At 72.7% G+C, this 17,449-nt stretch carries 13 protein-coding genes and 1 pseudogene; 9 read left to right on the top strand and 5 right to left on the bottom strand.

Features of this window, described 5'->3' with window-relative positions:
• Positions 1 to 13 precede the first annotated feature (13 nt).
• Positions 14 to 979: a DUF3068 domain-containing protein gene (locus tag ACGF2Y_RS26105; protein WP_392952018.1), complete on the top strand. Its 966-nt coding sequence runs from the start codon at positions 14 to 16 to the stop codon at positions 977 to 979.
• Here the strand turns inward: ACGF2Y_RS26105 and hrpB are convergent.
• Together hrpB and ACGF2Y_RS26095 are read right to left on the bottom strand one after the other, a co-directional pair.
• Positions 966 to 3,476, bottom strand: coding sequence for an ATP-dependent helicase HrpB (gene hrpB, locus ACGF2Y_RS26100; protein ID WP_392952015.1), 2,511 nt, complete (start codon positions 3,474 to 3,476; stop codon positions 966 to 968). The genes ACGF2Y_RS26105 and hrpB overlap by 14 nt on opposite strands.
• A gap of 83 nt (positions 3,477 to 3,559) precedes the next feature.
• Positions 3,560 to 4,399, bottom strand: coding sequence for a class I SAM-dependent methyltransferase (locus tag ACGF2Y_RS26095; protein WP_392952013.1), 840 nt, complete (start codon positions 4,397 to 4,399; stop codon positions 3,560 to 3,562).
• 407 nt (positions 4,400 to 4,806) lie between these two features.
• Here ACGF2Y_RS26095 and rpsA point away from each other — a divergent pair, with 407 nt between their 5' ends.
• The gene (gene rpsA / locus ACGF2Y_RS26090; RefSeq protein WP_219609492.1) at positions 4,807 to 6,330 is read left to right on the top strand and encodes a 30S ribosomal protein S1; all 1,524 of its coding nucleotides are present in this window, start codon (positions 4,807 to 4,809) and stop codon (positions 6,328 to 6,330) included.
• 136 nt (positions 6,331 to 6,466) lie between these two features.
• On the opposite strand, the gene ACGF2Y_RS26085 is transcribed toward rpsA, so the two are convergent.
• Positions 6,467 to 7,426 (bottom strand): right-handed parallel beta-helix repeat-containing protein, encoded by a 960-nt coding sequence (locus ACGF2Y_RS26085; protein ID WP_392952012.1) that lies wholly within the window; start codon positions 7,424 to 7,426, stop codon positions 6,467 to 6,469.
• A gap of 353 nt (positions 7,427 to 7,779) precedes the next feature.
• On the opposite strand from ACGF2Y_RS26085, the gene ACGF2Y_RS26080 reads away from it, so the two are divergent.
• From ACGF2Y_RS26080 to ACGF2Y_RS26070, 3 genes are all read left to right on the top strand, one after another.
• On the top strand, positions 7,780 to 8,718 hold the full coding sequence (locus ACGF2Y_RS26080) for a PAC2 family protein (protein WP_392952009.1): 939 nt from the start codon (positions 7,780 to 7,782) through the stop codon (positions 8,716 to 8,718).
• 31 nt (positions 8,719 to 8,749) lie between these two features.
• Entirely contained in the window at positions 8,750 to 9,355 is a 606-nt protein-coding gene (gene coaE, locus ACGF2Y_RS26075) for a dephospho-CoA kinase (protein WP_392952006.1), read from the top strand.
• An 83-nt stretch (positions 9,356 to 9,438) separates the two neighbouring features.
• Entirely contained in the window at positions 9,439 to 9,807 is a 369-nt protein-coding gene (locus tag ACGF2Y_RS26070) for a tetratricopeptide repeat protein (RefSeq protein WP_392952003.1), read from the top strand.
• Between the two features lie 119 nt (positions 9,808 to 9,926).
• Here ACGF2Y_RS26070 and ACGF2Y_RS26065 read toward each other — a convergent pair whose 3' ends face one another.
• Positions 9,927 to 10,292 (bottom strand): DUF6343 family protein, encoded by a 366-nt coding sequence (locus ACGF2Y_RS26065; RefSeq protein ID WP_392952000.1) that lies wholly within the window; start codon positions 10,290 to 10,292, stop codon positions 9,927 to 9,929.
• 127 nt (positions 10,293 to 10,419) lie between these two features.
• Here ACGF2Y_RS26065 and ACGF2Y_RS26060 point away from each other — a divergent pair.
• Positions 10,420 to 11,117 (top strand): annotated as a pseudogene (locus tag ACGF2Y_RS26060) (class I SAM-dependent methyltransferase).
• A gap of 2 nt (positions 11,118 to 11,119) precedes the next feature.
• Here the strand turns inward: ACGF2Y_RS26060 and ACGF2Y_RS26055 are convergent.
• Positions 11,120 to 11,473 carry a hypothetical protein gene (locus ACGF2Y_RS26055; RefSeq protein ID WP_392951997.1) on the bottom strand — a complete coding sequence of 118 codons (354 nt, stop codon included), beginning with the start codon at positions 11,471 to 11,473 and terminating at the stop codon, positions 11,120 to 11,122.
• 233 nt (positions 11,474 to 11,706) lie between these two features.
• Here ACGF2Y_RS26055 and ACGF2Y_RS26050 point away from each other — a divergent pair, with 233 nt between their 5' ends.
• From ACGF2Y_RS26050 to ACGF2Y_RS26040, 3 genes are all read left to right on the top strand, one after another.
• Positions 11,707 to 12,783, top strand: coding sequence for a slipin family protein (locus ACGF2Y_RS26050; protein ID WP_392951995.1), 1,077 nt, complete (start codon positions 11,707 to 11,709; stop codon positions 12,781 to 12,783).
• Positions 12,784 to 12,953: 170 nt separating this feature from the next.
• Positions 12,954 to 15,977, top strand: coding sequence for a DEAD/DEAH box helicase (locus ACGF2Y_RS26045; protein ID WP_392951992.1), 3,024 nt, complete (start codon positions 12,954 to 12,956; stop codon positions 15,975 to 15,977).
• The gene (locus tag ACGF2Y_RS26040; protein ID WP_392951989.1) at positions 15,974 to 17,326 is read left to right on the top strand and encodes an SWIM zinc finger family protein; all 1,353 of its coding nucleotides are present in this window, start codon (positions 15,974 to 15,976) and stop codon (positions 17,324 to 17,326) included. Before ACGF2Y_RS26045 ends, ACGF2Y_RS26040 begins: the two co-directional genes overlap by 4 nt.
• The last annotated feature ends 123 nt before the right edge of the window (positions 17,327 to 17,449 follow it).

The raw sequence follows: 17,449 nt of genomic DNA, 5'->3' as shown, positions 1-17,449 counted from the left end.
AGAGGTCACCACCATGCGCCGCCGAGCCGCTCTCGTACTCCTGGCCTTCGCCGTGTTCTTCGCGGCCCTGTCGCCGCTGATGCGCTGGTACGCCTTCCCGCGCCTGGCCAAGGTCCCGCCGGGCCAGTACCAGGAGGTCGTCCTGGAGGCGTCCCCCGCGACCCTCCTCGACTACACCACCCTCAAGGCGAAGAAGGTCGAGAAGGTCACCATCGTCCAGACGCTCAAGGGCAACGTGGAGGAGTCCGAGAAGATCGAACGCAGTGCCGGACGCGACGTCGTCGTCTGGGACGCGCTCTCCTACATCCAGGGCCCCGACGGCAAGACGGTCTCCGAGATCCCCGAGCGCTACATCTTCGACGCCCACACCCAGGCCCCCGTCAACGCCACCGGAGAGATGGTCGACGGCGACCCGGTCCGGCGCGAGGGCATCGAGTTCAAGTGGCCCTTCCTCACAGAGAAGCGCGACTACGCGTACTTCGACGCCCAGAGCCGCACCACCGCCCCCATCCACTACCGGGGCACCCGCACCTTCCGCGGCCTGGAGGTCTACTACTTCGAGCAGACCATCCCGTGGACCAAGGTCCCGATGCCCAAGAAGATGCCCATCGAGGGCATCACCGCCGAGCAGATCGCGCAGACCGGCATGACCCGCTGGTACACCACGAAGCGCATGTTCTGGGTCGATCCGGTCACCGGAGCCCCCGTCAACGGCGAGGAGATCCACGAGGAGGAGCTGCGCGACGCCAAGAAGATGGGCATGTCCAAGGACACCGTCACCGCGTTCTCCGGCCATGTGAAGATGCGCGAGGACTACATCGTGGACACCGTCGAGCTGGTCAGGTCCCAGCGCGTCCTGGTCCTCCTCCTCACCTCGTACCTGCCCTGGGGCTTCCTCGGCATCGGCACCGGACTGTTCGCACTCGCGCTGTGTCTTGAGGCGCGGTCGCGAACTCCACAGGTCCCTACGAGCGCTTGAGCCGGGCCGAGGTGAACCGTGTCGCCTGTACGGTCGCGGGGTCCTCCGGCCACGGATGCTTCGGGTAGCGGCCGCGCAGCTCCGCCCGCACCGCCTTGTAGCCCTCCTGCCAGAACGACGCCAGGTCCGCCGTGACCGCCGCGGGCCGCCCGGCGGGGGAGAGCAGGTGGACCAGGACCGGCACCCCGGCCACCCGGGGCGTCTCCCGCAGCCCGAACAGCTCCTGGAGCTTCACCGCCAGCACGGGCTGCTCCCCGCCGTACTCCACCCGGATCCGCGAACCGCTCGGCACCTCGATCCGCTCCGGCGCCAGCTCGTCCAGCCGGGCGCCCTCCCCGGTCGCCCAGGGCAGCAGCCGCCGCAACGCCTGGCCCGCGTCGATCCGGCCCAGATCGGAACGGCGCCGCGCCCGCGACAGCTCCGGCTCCAGCCACGCCCCGGTCTCCGCGAGCAGCGCCCCGTCCGAGACGTCCGGCCACGGCGACCCCAGCACCCGGTGCAGGAACGCCAGCCGCAGCCGCAGCTGCTCACTGTCCCGGGTCCACCGCAGCAGCCCGAGCCCCTCCCGCCGCAGGCCCTCCACCAGAGCCCCGCGCACCAGCTCCGGGCCGGGCCGCTTCAGCGGCCGCACCGCCAGCTCCACCGCCCCCAGCCGGTCCACGGCCCTGGCCACCACCTCACCGTCCACCCAGCGGACCTCCTCGCCCCGCACCCGCAGATGCCCGGCGGCCAGCAGCGCGGTCGACTCGTCGGTCACCGCCGCCAGCCGCACCCGCGCCGAGGCCGCGTGGGAGGGCCGGTCCGCGACCGCCACGGCCAGCCAGGGCGCGCTGCGCAGCCGTGATCCGTCCCGCAGCTCCGCGCCCGTACCCGACGCCATCAGGAAGGCCCCGTCGCCCCGGGCCCGCGCCACCCGCTCCGGAAACGCCAGGGCGGCGACGAGGCCGACGACGGCGTCGTCGGAGCGGCCGCCGTCCTGCCCGCCCGGCGAGCCGCTCCCCAGCGACGACGACAGCCGGCGCACCTCCTGCTTCCAGCGCGCCGCGTACCCGTCCTGGCCCCGGCGGGCGGTCCGCAGCGCCGCCGCGAGATCGTCCCCGTACTCCCTCGGCGGCTCCTCGCTCAGCAGGGCCACCACCTCGGCGGCCCGCCGCGCCCCGACCTCCTCCGCGCCGTCCAGCAGGGCCCGCGCCAGCCGGGGGTGCAGCCCGAGCCGGGACATCCGTACGCCGCGTTCGGTGACCCGGCCCTCACCGTCCACCGCGCCGATCGCGTCCAGCACCTCCCGGGCCGCGCCCATCGCCCCGGCGGGCGGCGGGTCCAGCAGCGCGAGCGAGGACGCGCCCGGATCGCCCCAGCACGCCGCCTGGAGCGCGAAGGCGGCGAGGTCGGCGACCTTGATCTCCGGCGAGGGGAAGCGCGCGAGCCGCCCGTCCTCGGCCTGGTCCCAGCACCGGTACACCGCCCCCGGAGCCTCCCGCCCCGCCCGCCCGGCGCGCTGCCGCCCGGCCGCGCGGGAGGCCCGTACGGTGCTCAGGGCGCTCAGGCCCCGGGCATGGTCGGTACGGGGTTCACGCGCGAGACCCGAGTCGACGACGACCCGCACGCCCGGCACCGTCAGGGACGACTCCGCCACCGAGGTCGCCAGCACCACCCGCCGCCCGCCGGAGGAACCGGCCAGTACCGCGTCCTGCACGGCGGCCGGAGCACGCCCGTGCACCTGGAGCACCTCCGCGTCCACCCCGGCGAGCTGCCCGGCCACCCGCGAGATCTCCCCGACGCCGGGCAGGAAGCAGAGCACGTCCCCCGCGCGCTCCGCGAGGGCACGCCGCACGGTCGCCGCCACATGCGTCAGCAGCGCCGGGTCGACCCGCATCCCGTGCGGCGGCTTCACCGGACGGGCGGGCGGCGCCCAGACCACCTCCACCGGGTGCGAGACGCCCTCGGCCTCGATCACCGGGGCATCGCCCAGCAGCCGCGCCCAGCCCTCCGCGTCCGTCGTCGCGGACGCCGCCACCAGCCGCAGATCGGGCCGGATCGCCTCCCGTACGTCCAGGAGGAACGCGGCGACCGTGTCGGCGTCCAGATGCCGCTCGTGGCACTCGTCGATGATCACCACGTCGACCCCGGCCAGCTCCTGGTCCCGCTGGAGCCGCTGGAGCAGCACCCCGGTGGTCACGACCTCCACCACCGTCTCCCGCCCCACCACGCGCTCGCCGCGCACCGTGAAACCGATCCGGCCGCCCGGCTGCTCGCCCAGCAGCCAGGCCATCCGCCGTGCCGCCGCCCGCGCGGCGATCCGGCGCGGCTCGGCGACCACGACCCGGCGCACCGGGCCCCGGCCGGCCAGCCCGGCCAGCACCAGCGGGACGAGCGTCGTCTTGCCGGTGCCGGGCGGGGCGCACAGGACGGCGACGCCCCGGTCGTCGAGCGCGCGCCGCAGGGCGGGCACGGCGGTGTGGACGGGCAGTCGGTCCAGGGCTTCGGTACGGATCACGCCCCCAGTGTCGTACGGGAGTGGCTTCGGGGTTCCGCGTGCCCCGGCCCGTCAGCTGCGGCTCGGTCCCGCTCGCAGACGGCTCAGCCGCGCTCGCAGACGAAGATCGCCGTGCCGGGGATCAGGTTGCCGCGCAGCGGGGACCAGCCGCCCCACTCCTGGTTGTTCCAGGCGGGCCATTCCGGTTCGACCAGGTCGACCAGCCGGAAACCGCCCGCCACCACGTCCCGGACCCGGTCGCCCAGGGTGCGGTGGTGTTCCACGTAGACGGCGTCGCCGTTCTCGTCCTGCTCCACATAGGGGACGCGGTCGAAGTAGGAGGCGGCGACGGACAGCCCCTCCGGCCCGGGTTCGTCCGGGAACGCCCAGCGGATCGGGTGGGTCACGGAGAACACCCAGCGCCCGCCGGGCCGCAGCACCCGCCGGACCTCGCGGAAGACCTGTACGGGGTCGGCGACGAACGGGACCGCCCCGTAAGCGGAGCAGGCCAGGTCGAAGGACCCGTCCCGGAACGGAAGCCGGCCCGCGTCCGCCTCGACCAGCGGGACGCCCCCGCCGATCCGCAGGGCGTGCTGGAGCTGGCGGTGGGAGAGGTCGAGCGCCACCGGGCGGGCGCCCTGGCCGGCCAGCCAGCGCGAGCACTGGGCCGCCCCGGCGCCGATCTCCAGGACGTCGAGGCCCTTGAGGGAGGAGGCGGGCCCCAGCAGGGCGGCCTCCGCCTCGTCCAGCCCTTCCGGACCCCAGACGAAGCGGTCGTCCCCCAGGAAGCCGCCGTGATCCGTCTGGTACTCGTCGGCGTTGCGGTCCCACCAGCCGCGGCTGGCCCGGCTGCTCTCCGCCTCGTCCGCCACGCGGCGGGTGGCCTCGGGTTCTGCGGGTTCTGCGCGTTCTGCGGAGTAGGTCCCGTGGATCTCTTGGCTCATCGTGCCCGTCGTTGTAGTTTGCCTTCACCCGCCGCGCCCGGTACGTACCAGGGGCGCACCCGGGGGTACGGACGCGTGTCCGCGGCGCCGTGCCGTAGTGTTCTCGGGCCGATGCGGCCTCGGAGAACACGAGTTGTGCCGGAATCGGGGCGATGTGCCCCGGGTGTGCGCCTTCGCGCATTGACCCTGTCCGGCTGCCCCCGTATGCTACAAGTTGCGCTGCGAGCCTGCGCGCCTCAGACCTAGCAGGCCGCGCTCGCGTCTGTTGCATGTCCCCTCGGTTGTCGAGGCGTCTCTCCGGAAACGGATTGTGCGCTTTCCAGGCTGTCCGGCTTCTGCAGAGGCGATACGGGCTTTCGGCGTAGCAGTACCTACGACTCTCTGTCCGTACCGGAGCCCTTTCCCACATGACGAGCAGCACCGAGACCACCGCCACCACTCCGCAGGTTGCGGTCAACGACATCGGCGACGCGGACGCGTTCCTCGCGGCGATCGACGAGACGATCAAGTACTTCAACGACGGCGACATCGTTGACGGCGTCATCGTCAAGGTTGACCGGGACGAAGTTCTCCTCGACATCGGTTACAAGACCGAAGGTGTCATCCCGAGCCGCGAGCTCTCGATCAAGCACGACGTCGACCCGAACGAGGTCGTCAAGGTCGGCGACGAGATCGAGGCCCTGGTTCTCCAGAAGGAGGACAAGGAAGGCCGCCTGATTCTCTCGAAGAAGCGCGCTCAGTACGAGCGTGCTTGGGGCACCATCGAGAAGATCAAGGAAGAGGACGGCATCGTCACCGGTACCGTCATCGAGGTCGTCAAGGGTGGTCTCATCCTCGACATCGGCCTCCGTGGCTTCCTGCCGGCGTCGCTCGTCGAGATGCGTCGCGTCCGCGACCTCCAGCCCTACGTGGGCAAGGAGCTCGAGGCCAAGATCATCGAGCTGGACAAGAACCGCAACAACGTGGTCCTGTCCCGCCGCGCCTGGCTCGAGCAGACCCAGTCCGAGGTTCGCCAGACGTTCCTCACGACCCTGCAGAAGGGTCAGGTCCGCTCCGGCGTCGTCTCCTCGATCGTCAACTTCGGTGCCTTCGTGGACCTGGGTGGCGTCGACGGTCTCGTGCACGTCTCCGAGCTGTCCTGGAAGCACATCGACCACCCCTCCGAGGTTGTCGAGGTCGGCCAGGAAGTCACCGTCGAGGTCCTCGACGTCGACATGGACCGCGAGCGCGTCTCCCTGTCGCTCAAGGCGACGCAGGAAGACCCGTGGCAGCAGTTCGCCCGGACGCACCAGATCGGTCAGGTCGTCCCGGGTAAGGTCACCAAGCTCGTTCCCTTCGGTGCGTTCGTGCGCGTCGACGAGGGCATCGAGGGTCTGGTCCACATCTCCGAGCTGGCCGAGCGCCACGTGGAGATCCCGGAGCAGGTCGTCCAGGTCAACGACGAGATCTTCGTCAAGGTCATCGACATCGACCTCGAGCGCCGTCGCATCAGCCTCTCGCTGAAGCAGGCCAACGAGTCCTTCGGTGGCGACCCGGCCTCGGTCGAGTTCGACCCGACGCTGTACGGCATGGCCGCGTCGTACGACGACCAGGGCAACTACATCTACCCCGAGGGCTTCGACCCCGAGACCAACGACTGGCTCGAGGGCTTCGAGGCGCAGCGCGAGGTCTGGGAGACCCAGTACGCCGAGGCGCAGCAGCGCTTCGAGCAGCACCAGGCCCAGGTCATCAAGTCCCGCGAGGCCGACGAGGCTGCTGCGGCCGAGGGTGCTGCTGCCCCGGCCGGCGCTGCTCCGGCCGCCTCCGGCGGCAGCGGTGGCGGTGGCGGCGGCGGTTCGTACTCCTCGGAGTCGGCGGACAACTCCGGCGCCCTGGCGTCGGACGAGGCCCTTGCCGCGCTGCGCGAGAAGCTCGCGGGCGGCCAGAGCTGACGCTCTGACCCCGGCGGCTCATCGGCTGCGTCAGCTGTAGAGCGGTAAGTGAGGCCCGTTCCCTTCGGGGGGCGGGCCTCACTCGTGTCTGCGGGCCTGCGTTTCAGTTGGTCCGTGGGTCTGCGGGGCTGCGTGTCTAGGGGGTGACGGCGATGTTGGTCAGCCCCTTGCCGCCGGTGACGGTGTTGCTCGCGTACACGGTGGTGCGGCAACTGGAGCTGTTGTTGGTGACGTTGATGGCGAGCTGCTTGTCGCCGGTGGCCCCGGAGAGGTTCGAGGCGTTGTCACGGAAGACGGTGCCGCAGCCCCAGCCGCTCCGCTGGGTGTGGGTCTCGTAGCCGTTGTTGGTGGTGCGGGACCCCTTGTTGCCCTCGACCAGGACGTTGTTGCCCTTCACGTCGACCCAGGAGTCGTCGTAGTTGGCGCCGGTCAGCCCGCGGCCGTCGAAGGTGTTGCCGATGATCCTCGCGCCGGTCGTGCCCTCCTTGATGTCGATGCTCTCGCCGCCGACACCGGGGCCGATGGTGTTGTTCAGGATCTGTGCGTTGTCGCTGCGGTCGGAGAGGCCGCCCGCCGAACCGACGTACACGCCCTCGCCCATGCCCCGCCCGTTCTGCCCGGTGTCGAAGATGCGGGAGTTCTTCAGGACGCCGTTCCTGCTGGAACTACGGAAGTGGACGCCTTCCATGTCCAGGTCGTGCACGGTCACCGAGTCGATGACGACACCGTTCGCCGCGTCGGTCATGATGCCTTTCTGGCCGCCCTCGACCGTGACCCCCTGGACGGTCCAGTACGAGGCGCCGTTCAGGTGCAGCCCGTAGCCGCCGCCCGCGGTCAGGACTGCCCTGCTGGAGCCGACGAGGGTGATCCGCGCCCCGGCGGTGCCGGGCCGGGTGGCCTTGAAGTTCCCGGTGTACGTGCCGTCGGCGAGCCGGATCGTGTCGCCGGGGGAGACGGTGGTGAGCGCCGATTTGAGCTGGGCCGCGGTGCTCACGTCGATGACCGCGGCGTTCGCGGGTCCGGCGCCGGCCAGGGTGAGACCGCCGGCGACCAGGGCGGCGGTGAGCAGGACGGTGAGGGGGGAGCGGGTGCGCATGGGGGTGCCTTCCCGTCGCAGGGGTTCAGACGCAGAGGACGCAGGGGACGCAGGGGACGTAGAGCCCCGGACGTGGAGGTCCGGACGCCGAGGCCCAGTGCGCTTCCGTGCGTTTCCGTACATGAATACAAGGCGCGTGTCTGAACGTGTTGCCCAGTGACGGTAGGGACGGCGACGGAGGGCGTCAAGGTCTGGACCAGGATCGGCGGGCGATGCCGGATGCGGCGAAACGCTCGCGTGGCACGGCAACTGACGCGCCGTGACCCGTCCTCGCCGGGGAAAGGTCCGGCTGCGGGGAATGCTCCTGCCGCCGGTCGTGTTCTTCCCTAGGAATACGAGGAGGAGCGGTAACCGTGCTTGATCCGCAGAGTTTGTACGAATGGGAGCCGAAGGGGCTGGCCGTCGTCGACATGGCGCTGGCGCAGGAGTCGGCGGGCCTGGTCATGCTCTACCACTTCGACGGCTACATCGACGCGGGCGAGACCGGCGAGCAGATCGTCGACGGCCTGCTCGAAACGCTGCCCCACCAGGTCGTCGCGCGCTTCGACCACGACCGGCTCGTCGACTACCGCGCACGGCGCCCCCTGCTCACCTTCCGGCGTGACCGCTGGGCGTCCTTCGAGGCCCCGACCCTGGAGGTCCGGGTGGTCCAGGACGCCACCGGAGCGCCCTTCCTGCTGCTGTCGGGCCCGGAGCCGGACGTCGAGTGGGAGCGGTTCGCCGCCGCCGTCGAGCAGATCGTCGAGCGCCTCGGTGTCCGGCTCGCGGTGAACTTCCACGGCATCCCGATGGGCGTCCCGCACACCCGCCCCGTCGGCATCACCCCGCACGGCAACCGCATCGACCTGATGCCGGGCCACCGCAGCCCCTTCGACGAGGCCCAGGTGCCCGGCTCGGCCGAGGCCCTGGTCGAATACCGGCTGATGGAGTCCGGCCACGACGTCCTCGGGGTCGCCACCCACGTCCCGCACTATGTCGCCCGGTCCTCCTACCCGGACGCGGCGCTCACCGCGCTGGAGGCGATCACCGCGGCGACCGGTCTGGTGCTGCCCGCTCTCGCGCACTCCCTGCGCACCGAGGCGCACCGCACCCAGACCGAGATCGACCGGCAGATCGGCCAGGGCGACGAGGAACTCGTCTCCCTCGTCGAGGGCCTTGAGCACCAGTACGACGCCGTCGCCGGCTCCGAGACACGCGGCAACCTCGTCGCCGAGCCGGTCGACCTGCCGTCCGCCGACGAGATCGGCCGCGAGTTCGAGCGCTTCCTCGCCGAGCGGGAGGGTGAGGGCTGAGCGCCCCCGCCCGGCCCGTAGGCTGCGGCCCATGCTGAAAGTGGGCCTGACCGGCGGCATCGGCGCCGGCAAGAGTGAAGTGTCGCGGCTGCTCGTCGAGCGCGGCGCCGTCCTGATCGACTCCGACCGGATCTCCCGCGAGGTCGTCGAGCCCGGTACGCCCGGACTCGCGGCCGTCGTCGAGGAGTTCGGGCCGGACGTCCTGACCGCCGAAGGCACCCTGGACCGTCCGGCGCTCGGCGCGCTCGTCTTCGCCGACGCCGAACGGCGGGCCGCGCTCAACGCGATCGTCCACCCCCTGGTCGGCGCCCGCGCCGCCGAACTGGAGCGGGCGGCTCCCGAGGACGCCGTCGTCGTCCACGATGTCCCCCTCCTCGCCGAGAACGGGCTCGCCCCCCTGTACGACCTGGTCGTGGTCGTCGACGCCTCCGTCGAGACCCAGCTGCACCGGCTCGTGACGCTGCGAGGGATGACCGAGTCCGACGCCCGTGCCAGGATGGCCGCCCAGGCGACCCGCGAGCAGCGCCGGGCCGTCGCCGACCTGATCGTGGACAACGACGGGCCGCTGGAGGCGCTGGAACCGCAGGTCCGTGCGGTCTGGGACGAGTTGGTCCGCAGGGCCGCCGCCGCTCGCTGAGCCCGCGCACGCGGACGCCCCGGCCGGAATACCGGAGCCGCGGCGGACGTTGGAAACGCGCGAGGGAAGGGAAGGATGCGACCGTGTCCGAGAGGAATCCGCAGACCCACGTCATCGACTTCCGTGCGGCCGAGCACCTGCTCGACGCCCGGGACCCCCGGGGTGCCGTCAAGCTCCTCGACTCGGTGATCGCCGCCCACCCGGAGAACACCGCCGCCCGGCTGCTCCGGGCCCGCGCTTTCTTCGCCGCCGCTCAACTGCGGCCCGCCGAGCTGGAATTCGAGCTGGTGCTGGAGCGTGAGCCGGACAACGCGTTCGCCCACTTCGCCCTGGCCCGCACCTTCGAGCGGGCAGGCCGCCCGGAGCAGGCGACCCGGCACTTCCGTCTGGCGGCGGCGCTCGATCCGAAGCCGGAGTACCTCCGGGCCGCGAAGTTCGACGAGCGGGCCTGAGCGCCGACGCGTGGGCCTGGGCGCCGACGCGTGGGCCTGGGCGCCGACGCGTGGGCCTGGGCGCCGACGCGTGGGCTTGGGGAGGGCGCGAGCGGGCTTGGGAGGGTGCTTCCGGGCCTTTAGGGCTGCCCGGAAGAGGGGCCCGCCCGCCCTCCGTTCTTCCAGCCGCCCTCCGTGCCGGGCCCCGGCCGGCGCGGACGGCCGTCGCCGTGGTCCGGCTCGTACGGCGGGACGTCACGGCCCGGCTGGTAGTGCGAGCCCTGGCGCATGCGGTACGTGATCATGCCGAGGTCCAGCACCGCGAGCAGCAGCACCACCGCGCAGGCCGCCGCCCAGCCCGGCCGCCCGGTCAGGGAGAACGCCACCAGGCCGAAGAGGGTCCAGAAGATCCCCCACAGGCTCAGCCAGAGCCGCATCCGCAGCGGACTGCGGGCGGTCGCGGGTTCACTGCCGGTACGCATGGCGATCACCTCACTCACCAGCATGGACCCGCCCGGCGGCGGACGGAACAGGGAGCGGCCGCCCGGAGGGAAGTCACTACGCTGCGGCCTTTGGTGCTGACTGTTCGTGACGGGCGGGGAACTGTGCGCGGCGGCGGCTCGTTCGTCCTTCATGGGGGAGTCACTGGTACGTGAGGGGTATGAGGGGACCGGTCCCGGGGTCATCACGCCGGACGGGCGCGCGGTGGAGCTGTATCGCCGGCTGTCCGTCGGCGAGGAGCCGGACGTGATAGCGGGCGTGTCCCCGCCGGGGCGAGCATCCTCGAACTGGGCTGCGGGGCGGGCCGGGTGACGCACCCGCTGGTGCGGCGCGGCTTCCGGGTGACCGCGGTGGACGAGTCGCCGGAGATGCTGGAGGCAATCGTCGGGGCGCGCACGGTGCGGAGCCCCATCGAGTCGCTGGACCTGGGCGACGAGCGGTTCGACGTGGTGCTGCTCGGCTCGTTCCTGGTTCACGCGGGCGAGCACCGGGTACGCGACGGGGTGCTGCGCGTCTGCCGCGCCCATGTGCGGGACGACGGGATCGTTCTCGTACAGCGCGAGGGTGTGGCGCACCGTTCGGAGCCGCCGTGGGAGCGTACCGACCCATCCGGCGGCCTGATCCGGATCGTCTCGGCGGATCCGGTGGGCGATGGCGTGCGCTCCGTGCGCGCGGAGTATCACGTCGACGACGCGCGGTGGACACAGACCTTCCGGTCGCGGGAGCTGTCCGACGAGGACCTTGCCGGGTGTCTGGCGGTGGCCGGACTGGCGGTGGACCGCACCCTCACCGACGACGGCACCTGGCTGCCGGCCCGCCCCGCGCTCTGACCTCAGTGCACGAAGCTGTAGCTGTGCCACGGCCCGCTGCCCGGCGCCGTCACATCGCTGAACCTGGTCGGCACGTACGTCGTCCGGTCGCCCGTGCAGTCACGTGTGCGGTACAGGATGACGTCGACCAGAGTCAGGTTCTCCACCTCGTGGGCTCCCGCCGGGGCGATCCGGTGGCAGCCGCGTACCAACGGGCTGTTCACCTGCAGCACCGCTTCGTGCTCCGTCGTGTACGTCACCGGGCCCACCGCGGTGCGGCCGAGCCCGGAGCAGCCCGAGGCGGCGAGGGCGAGGAGCGTGACTCCGGCGGCGATCCCGAGTCGGCGTCGGCGGTGAACGGTGGCGGTCACGGACATGGGCGGGTCCTCGTCTGCTCGTCCGGTGCTCGTCCGGCGAATCGGTACGTCGGGACGACGTGCTGGCGCTGGCCACCTTGCCCGCCCGGGGTCTCCCCGGCACCCCGTGCGCGGCCGACCGGGCGAGCCGCGGGTCGATGGAAGTTCGCCATGCGCCCAAATGGGGCATAGAGTCGTAAAAGGTGTTTGGCGGTCGTTTGTCTGTCCGCTCCCCTTCCTCCCAGGGGGCCGTGATGGCTCAGGAACTAGTGGTCGCGTTGGTGGCGGTGCTCTGTACCGGAGCGTTGTACGTGGCGTCGGCGGCGCGGGTGATCCGGCAGTACGAGCGGGGTGTCGTGCTGCGGCTCGGCAGGCTGCAGAAAGAAGTGCGGCGGCCGGGCTTCACGATGGTCGTGCCGGGCATCGACCGGCTGCGCAAGGTCAGTCTGCAGATCGTCACCATGCCGGTGCCCGCCCAGGACGGCATCACCCGGGACAACGTCACCGTCCGTGTGGACGCCGTCATCTACTTCAAGGTCGTCGACCCGGCGAGCGCCGTCATCGCGGTGGAGGACTACCGGTTCGCCGTCTCGCAGATGGCCCAGACCTCGCTCCGGTCGATCATCGGCAAGAGCGACCTGGACGACCTGCTGTCCAACCGCGAGAAGCTGAACCAGGGGCTGGAGGTCATGATCGACAGCCCGGCCGTCAGCTGGGGCGTGCAGATCGACCGCGTGGAGATCAAGGACGTCTCGCTGCCGGAGACCATGAAGCGGTCCATGGCCCGCCAGGCCGAGGCCGACCGGGAGCGGCGCGCCAGGGTGATCAACGCCGACGCGGAGCTCCAGGCGTCGAAGAAGCTGGCACAGGCGGCCGGGGAGATGTCCGCCGAGCCCGCCGCGCTCCAGCTGAGGCTGTTGCAGACCGTGGTCGCCGTCGCGGCGGAGAAGAACTCCACGCTGGTACTGCCGTTCCCGGTGGAGCTGCTCCGGTTCCTGGAGCGCGCGCAGCAGCAGCCGGCGGCGGGGCAGGACGGGGCGGGACAGCAGCCGTCGGAGAGCGGAGCCGCCGGGCAGTCCTCGCTGTCCTCGGGGGACGGAGCACCGCTTCCGGCTACGGAGGTGGAGGGGCAGGTCCCCGAAACGCGGATCTCCGAAGAACCGGCCGTCCCGAGCACTCCGGCCCCACCGGACGCACCCGCCGCCGCGAGCACTCCGGACGCACCGGACGTACCCGCCGTCCCGAGCACTCCGGACGCACCCGCCGCACCGAGCGCTCCTGACACTCACACCGCACCGTCCTCCTCGAAGAAGCCGTTCGCCCATCACTGAGCGTGCCGGGTCCGTTCACGGAGTCGAACGTGTGCCCGACCGGTCCCTGTGACGCTGAGCTGGGATGATGCGGCAGGAGTCCGCAGTGTCAGACCTCCCGCCTAGACTCGCGGAGTCAGCACGTTCCGTGCCGGCGAAGACCGTGGATCAGGTGGGAGGGGGTGGCGGACATGACGGCACGGGCCCGTGAGGGTGAGGCGCGGGACACCGGGGGCGCACCCCAAAGCGCTGACATCGGCCGCCTGCTGCGCTGCGCGGCCGTCTTCCTGCCCGGCCCGGTGCCCAGGGACGGCCGCATCGCCTTCTGGGACCCGCACGCGGACGGCGACCCGTGGCACGACGAGAGTGTGCGGGAGCGGGGCGGGACGTCCTTCGCGTACGCGGACGCCACCGGGCGCCCCGACTCCGTCCCGTACACCGGCGCCCGGCTCACGGTGCTCCGGCCGGACCCGGCGGCGGGCCCGGGGAGCGTCCGCGCCACCGAGACGCCCGCGGCGCTGCTGTCCGTGGCCGACGCGCTGCCCGTGCTCGTCCGGGCACGTCATCACGCCTCCGCCCACCCCGCGACCCGCTGCTGGGGTGCGGCCACGCTGCACGCCCTTCAGCTCGTCGCACGCGGCAGGCTCCTCCCCGGCCTCACGGCGGACGGTCACGACGCCTGGCGGGCGGGACCGAGGGACGCCGGGGACGTCGCGCATCTGCGGTCGGTCGCCGCCGCCCTGCCGCCCGAGGGGCACGCGGTGCCGGTCCCCGCTTCCGAGCCGCCCCGGCTCCCCGAACCCGAGGCGTTGATCGGGTCGTTCCTGGACGCCGTCGCCGACACGCTGCCGCGCACGCCCGCCGCCGCGTTCGCGATGGGCGCCCCGTTCGCCGCCCGCGAGGCCCAGCATCTGCCCCATGCCGCCGCCTGGGCCGTCGAGGTGGCCTCGGGCCTGGACGCGGGCGTGCGGGTCTCGCTGCGCCTGGACCTCTCCGCGTACGAGCTGTTCGACACCGCCGACACCTACGCGGTCACCGCCGCCCGCGAGGAGGCGGAGGCCGCCGACGGATCCGCCCGGCCGGAGCACCCGGACGACCCGGCGGCCCGCCATGCCGCCGCGGCCGTCGTGCAGGTCCACAGCCTCGCCGACCCGACCCGCATGGTGGACGCGGCGGCCCTGTGGAACGGCGGGGCGGCCGAGCCGTTCGGGCCGCGCTCCCGGGTCGACGCGGTGCTGGCACTGCGCCGCGCCGCCCGCGTCTGGGCCCCGTTGGAACGACTCCTGGGGCAGCCCGTCCCCGATGTGCTCGCGATCACCGAGGACGAGCTGTACGAGCTGCTGAGCGACGCCGGATCCCGGCTGGCCGCCGCCGGGGTCGGCGTGCACTGGCCGCGCGAGCTGGCCCGTTCGCTCACCGCGGCCGCCGTCGTGCGGCCCGCGCCCGGATCGGCCACCGACGGCACGTCCTTCTTCGACGCCGAGCACCTCTTCACCTTCGACTGGCAGTTGTCCCTGGGGGACGAGCGGCTGACCGAGGCCGAGATGGACGCCCTGGCCGAGGCCCACCGCCCGGTGGTGCGGCTGCGCGACCAGTGGGTGGTCGTCGACCCCGCCCTCGTACGCAAGGCGCGCAAGCGGGAGCTGGGGCTCCTGGATCCGGTGGACGCGCTGGCCGTCGCCCTCACCGGCAGCGCGGAGGTGGACGGCGAGCGGGTGGACGCCGTCCCCGCCGGTGCGCTGGCCGCGCTCCGGACCCGCATCCTCAGCCAGGACACGACGATCGCGCCGCCGCCCGGCCTGGACGCGACCCTGCGCGACTACCAACTGCGCGGCCTGGCCTGGCTGGACCGGATGACCTCGCTCGGGCTCGGCGGCTGCCTCGCCGACGACATGGGCCTCGGGAAGACGATCACCCTCATCGCCCTCCACCTGCACCGCGCGCACCCCTCGCCCACCCTGGTGGTCTGCCCCGCCTCCCTCCTCGGCAACTGGCACCGCGAGATCAGCCGCTTCGCCCCCGGCGTTCCCGTGCGCCGCTTCCACGGCACCGACCGCACCCTGAGCGATCCGGACGGCGGCTTCGTCCTGACCACCTACGGCACGATGCGCTCCAACGCCGCGCAGCTCGCCGGGCAGAGCTGGGGCCTGGTCGTCGCCGACGAGGCGCAGCACGTCAAGAATCCGCATTCGTCCACGGCCCGGGCGCTGCGCACCATCCCCGCCCCGGCCCGGGTCGCCCTCACCGGCACCCCCGTCGAGAACAACCTCTCCGAACTCTGGGCGCTGCTCGACTGGACCACACCCGGACTGCTCGGCCCGCTCAAGGCGTTCCGGGCCCGGCACGCCCGGATCGTGGAGAACACCGGCACCGCCGCGGGCCTGGGCAACGAGGAAGCGGTGGAGCGGCTGTCCCGGCTGGTCCGGCCCTTCCTCCTGCGGCGCAAGAAGTCCGACCCCGGCATCGCCCCCGAGCTGCCGCCCAAGACGGAGACCGACCACCCCGTCTCCCTCACCCGTGAGCAGGCCACGCTCTACGAGGCGGCCGTCCGCGAGACGATGGCGCAGATCGAGGCGGCGGAAGGCATCGCCCGCCGGGGACTGGTCATGAAGCTGCTGACCTCGCTCAAGCAGATCTGCAACCACCCCGCCCAGTATCTGAAGGAGGAGCCCACCCGGCTCACGGGCCGCTCCGGCAAGCTCGCCCTCCTCGACGAACTGCTCGACACCATCCTGTCCGAGGACGGCTCGGTCCTGATCTTCACCCAGTACGTGTCGATGGCGAAGCTCCTCTCCGCACACCTCGCCTCCCGCGCGATCCCCTCCCAGCTCCTGCACGGCGGTACGCCGGTGCCCGAGCGGGAGCGGATGGTGGACCGCTTCCAGTCCGCCGAGGTCCCCGTCTTCCTGCTCTCCCTCAAGGCGGCCGGCACCGGGCTGAATCTGACCCGCGCCGCCCATGTCGTCCACTTCGACCGCTGGTGGAACCCGGCCGTGGAGGAACAGGCCACCGACCGGGCGTACCGGATCGGCCAGACCCAGCCCGTGCAGGTCCACCGGATCATCGCGGAGGGCACGGTGGAGGACCGGATCGGTGAGCTGCTGGAGTCCAAGCGGGCCCTGGCGGACGCGGTGCTCGGCACCGGGGAGAGCGCCCTGACCGAGCTCAGCGACCGTGACCTCGCCGACCTCGTATCGCTGCGGAGGCCCGCATGAGCCCGCGCCCGGCCACCGGCCCGGCCGCCCGGAGACCGGCCCCCCGCGTCCGGCCAGGACCGGACGATCTGCGGCGCAGCTTCGAGGCGGTGCCCGCCCGCACCTCCGCCGAGGGCGCGCCCTTCGCGGACAGCTGGTGGGGCCGGGCCTGGGTGGACGCGCTGGAGTCGCTGTCGATGGACGAGGCCCGGCTCGCCCGCGGCCGTACGTACGCCGACGACGGCCAGGTCGCGGCGATCACCGTCACCCCCGGCCGCGTCGTCGCCTATGTCCAGGGCACCCGGGCCCGCCCCTACCGCGCCGAACTGCGGCTGCGGACCTTCACCGACCCCGGCTGGGACACCCTGCTCGACGCGGTCGCCGCCCACCCCGGCCACCTGTCCGCGCTGCTGGCCAAGGAGATGCCGCACTCCCTGGCCCACACCGCCGAGGAGGCCGGTGTCCGGCTGCTGCCCGCCGCCGACGACCTCGACCCCAGCTGCACCTGCCCCGACCACGGGCGGCCCTGCAAACACGTGGCCGCCCTCTGCTTCCAGACGGCCCTGCTGCTCGACAGCGACCCGTTCGTCCTGCTGCTGATGCGGGGCCGGGGCGAGCGCGAGCTGCTGGACGAGCTGGGCCGGCGCAACGCCGAACACTCCGCCCGCGAGCGCCCCGCCGCTCCCGCCGCCCCGTCGGTCGGGGCTCAGGAGGCCTTCGCCCGACGCTTCCTGCCGCCGCTCCCGGCGCCCCTCCCCGTCCCGTCGCACCCCGGCCGGCCACCGTCGTACCCGGATCTGCCCGGCGCCCGCGACCCGCTGGGCCTGGACCACCTCGCCGCCGACGCCGCCGCCCGCGCCCATGCCCTGCTGACCACGGGCCGCGACCCGCTGGCCGGGCTCACCCCGTGGCAGGACGCCGTCCGCCTCGCCGCCTCGCGGCCGACCGCCGGGCTCACCGCCACCACCCGCGCGCTCTACCGGGAGCTGGCGTACGCCACCGGCCGCACCACCACCGACCTCGCCCGCGCCGTCGCCGCCTGGCGTCAGGGCGATGCCGAGGGCCTCGCGGTCCTGGAGACGCCCTGGGACCCGCCGGCCGGCCCCTTCGACCGGGCCAGGCCCGCGCTCGCCGCCGCAGGCTTCCCGCGCTTCACACCCTGGCGCAACCACCTCACCCACCCGGCCGGTTCGCTCCAGCTCCGCTTCGGCCGCGACCACCGCTGGTACGGCTACGAATCCGACCCCGGCGCCGACGACTGGTGGCCGCGCGCCGCCCCCGGCCCCGACCCGGTCTCCGTCCTCGAAGCGCTGCTGGCCGGCGACTTCACCCCGGACGCACCCGGAGACGAAGCCCGATACGTGCGGTAAGGCCCTACGAGAGGTGAAGGCCTACGAGGGGCAAGGCCCCATGTGCGTAAGGCCCCGCATGCGTCCGGCCCTACCAGCGTCGGCCCCTACGCGCGGTAAAACCCTTGGCCACCGGTGAGTTGT

It is taken from the genome of Streptomyces sp. NPDC048142 (assembly GCF_043202835.1).
GTDB lineage: Bacteria > Actinomycetota > Actinomycetes > Streptomycetales > Streptomycetaceae > Streptomyces.
Note: the sequence above shows the minus strand (reverse complement) of the source record. Positions and strands in the feature narration are given on the sequence as shown.

What these genes read in the sequence shown, in the direction of transcription:
- ACGF2Y_RS26105 (WP_392952018.1), top strand. Translation starts at nt 14, where the DNA reads ATGCGCCGCCGAGCCGCTCTCGTACTCCTGGCCTTCGCCGTGTTCTTC.
- ACGF2Y_RS26095 (WP_392952013.1), bottom strand. Translation starts at nt 4,399, where the DNA reads ATGAGCCAAGAGATCCACGGGACCTACTCCGCAGAACGCGCAGAACCC.
- rpsA (WP_219609492.1), top strand. Translation starts at nt 4,807, where the DNA reads ATGACGAGCAGCACCGAGACCACCGCCACCACTCCGCAGGTTGCGGTC.
- ACGF2Y_RS26085 (WP_392952012.1), bottom strand. Translation starts at nt 7,426, where the DNA reads ATGCGCACCCGCTCCCCCCTCACCGTCCTGCTCACCGCCGCCCTGGTC.
- coaE (WP_392952006.1), top strand. Translation starts at nt 8,750, where the DNA reads ATGCTGAAAGTGGGCCTGACCGGCGGCATCGGCGCCGGCAAGAGTGAA.
- ACGF2Y_RS26065 (WP_392952000.1), bottom strand. Translation starts at nt 10,292, where the DNA reads ATGCTGGTGAGTGAGGTGATCGCCATGCGTACCGGCAGTGAACCCGCG.
- ACGF2Y_RS26055 (WP_392951997.1), bottom strand. Translation starts at nt 11,473, where the DNA reads ATGTCCGTGACCGCCACCGTTCACCGCCGACGCCGACTCGGGATCGCC.
- ACGF2Y_RS26050 (WP_392951995.1), top strand. Translation starts at nt 11,707, where the DNA reads ATGGCTCAGGAACTAGTGGTCGCGTTGGTGGCGGTGCTCTGTACCGGA.
- ACGF2Y_RS26045 (WP_392951992.1), top strand. Translation starts at nt 12,954, where the DNA reads ATGACGGCACGGGCCCGTGAGGGTGAGGCGCGGGACACCGGGGGCGCA.
- ACGF2Y_RS26040 (WP_392951989.1), top strand. Translation starts at nt 15,974, where the DNA reads ATGAGCCCGCGCCCGGCCACCGGCCCGGCCGCCCGGAGACCGGCCCCC.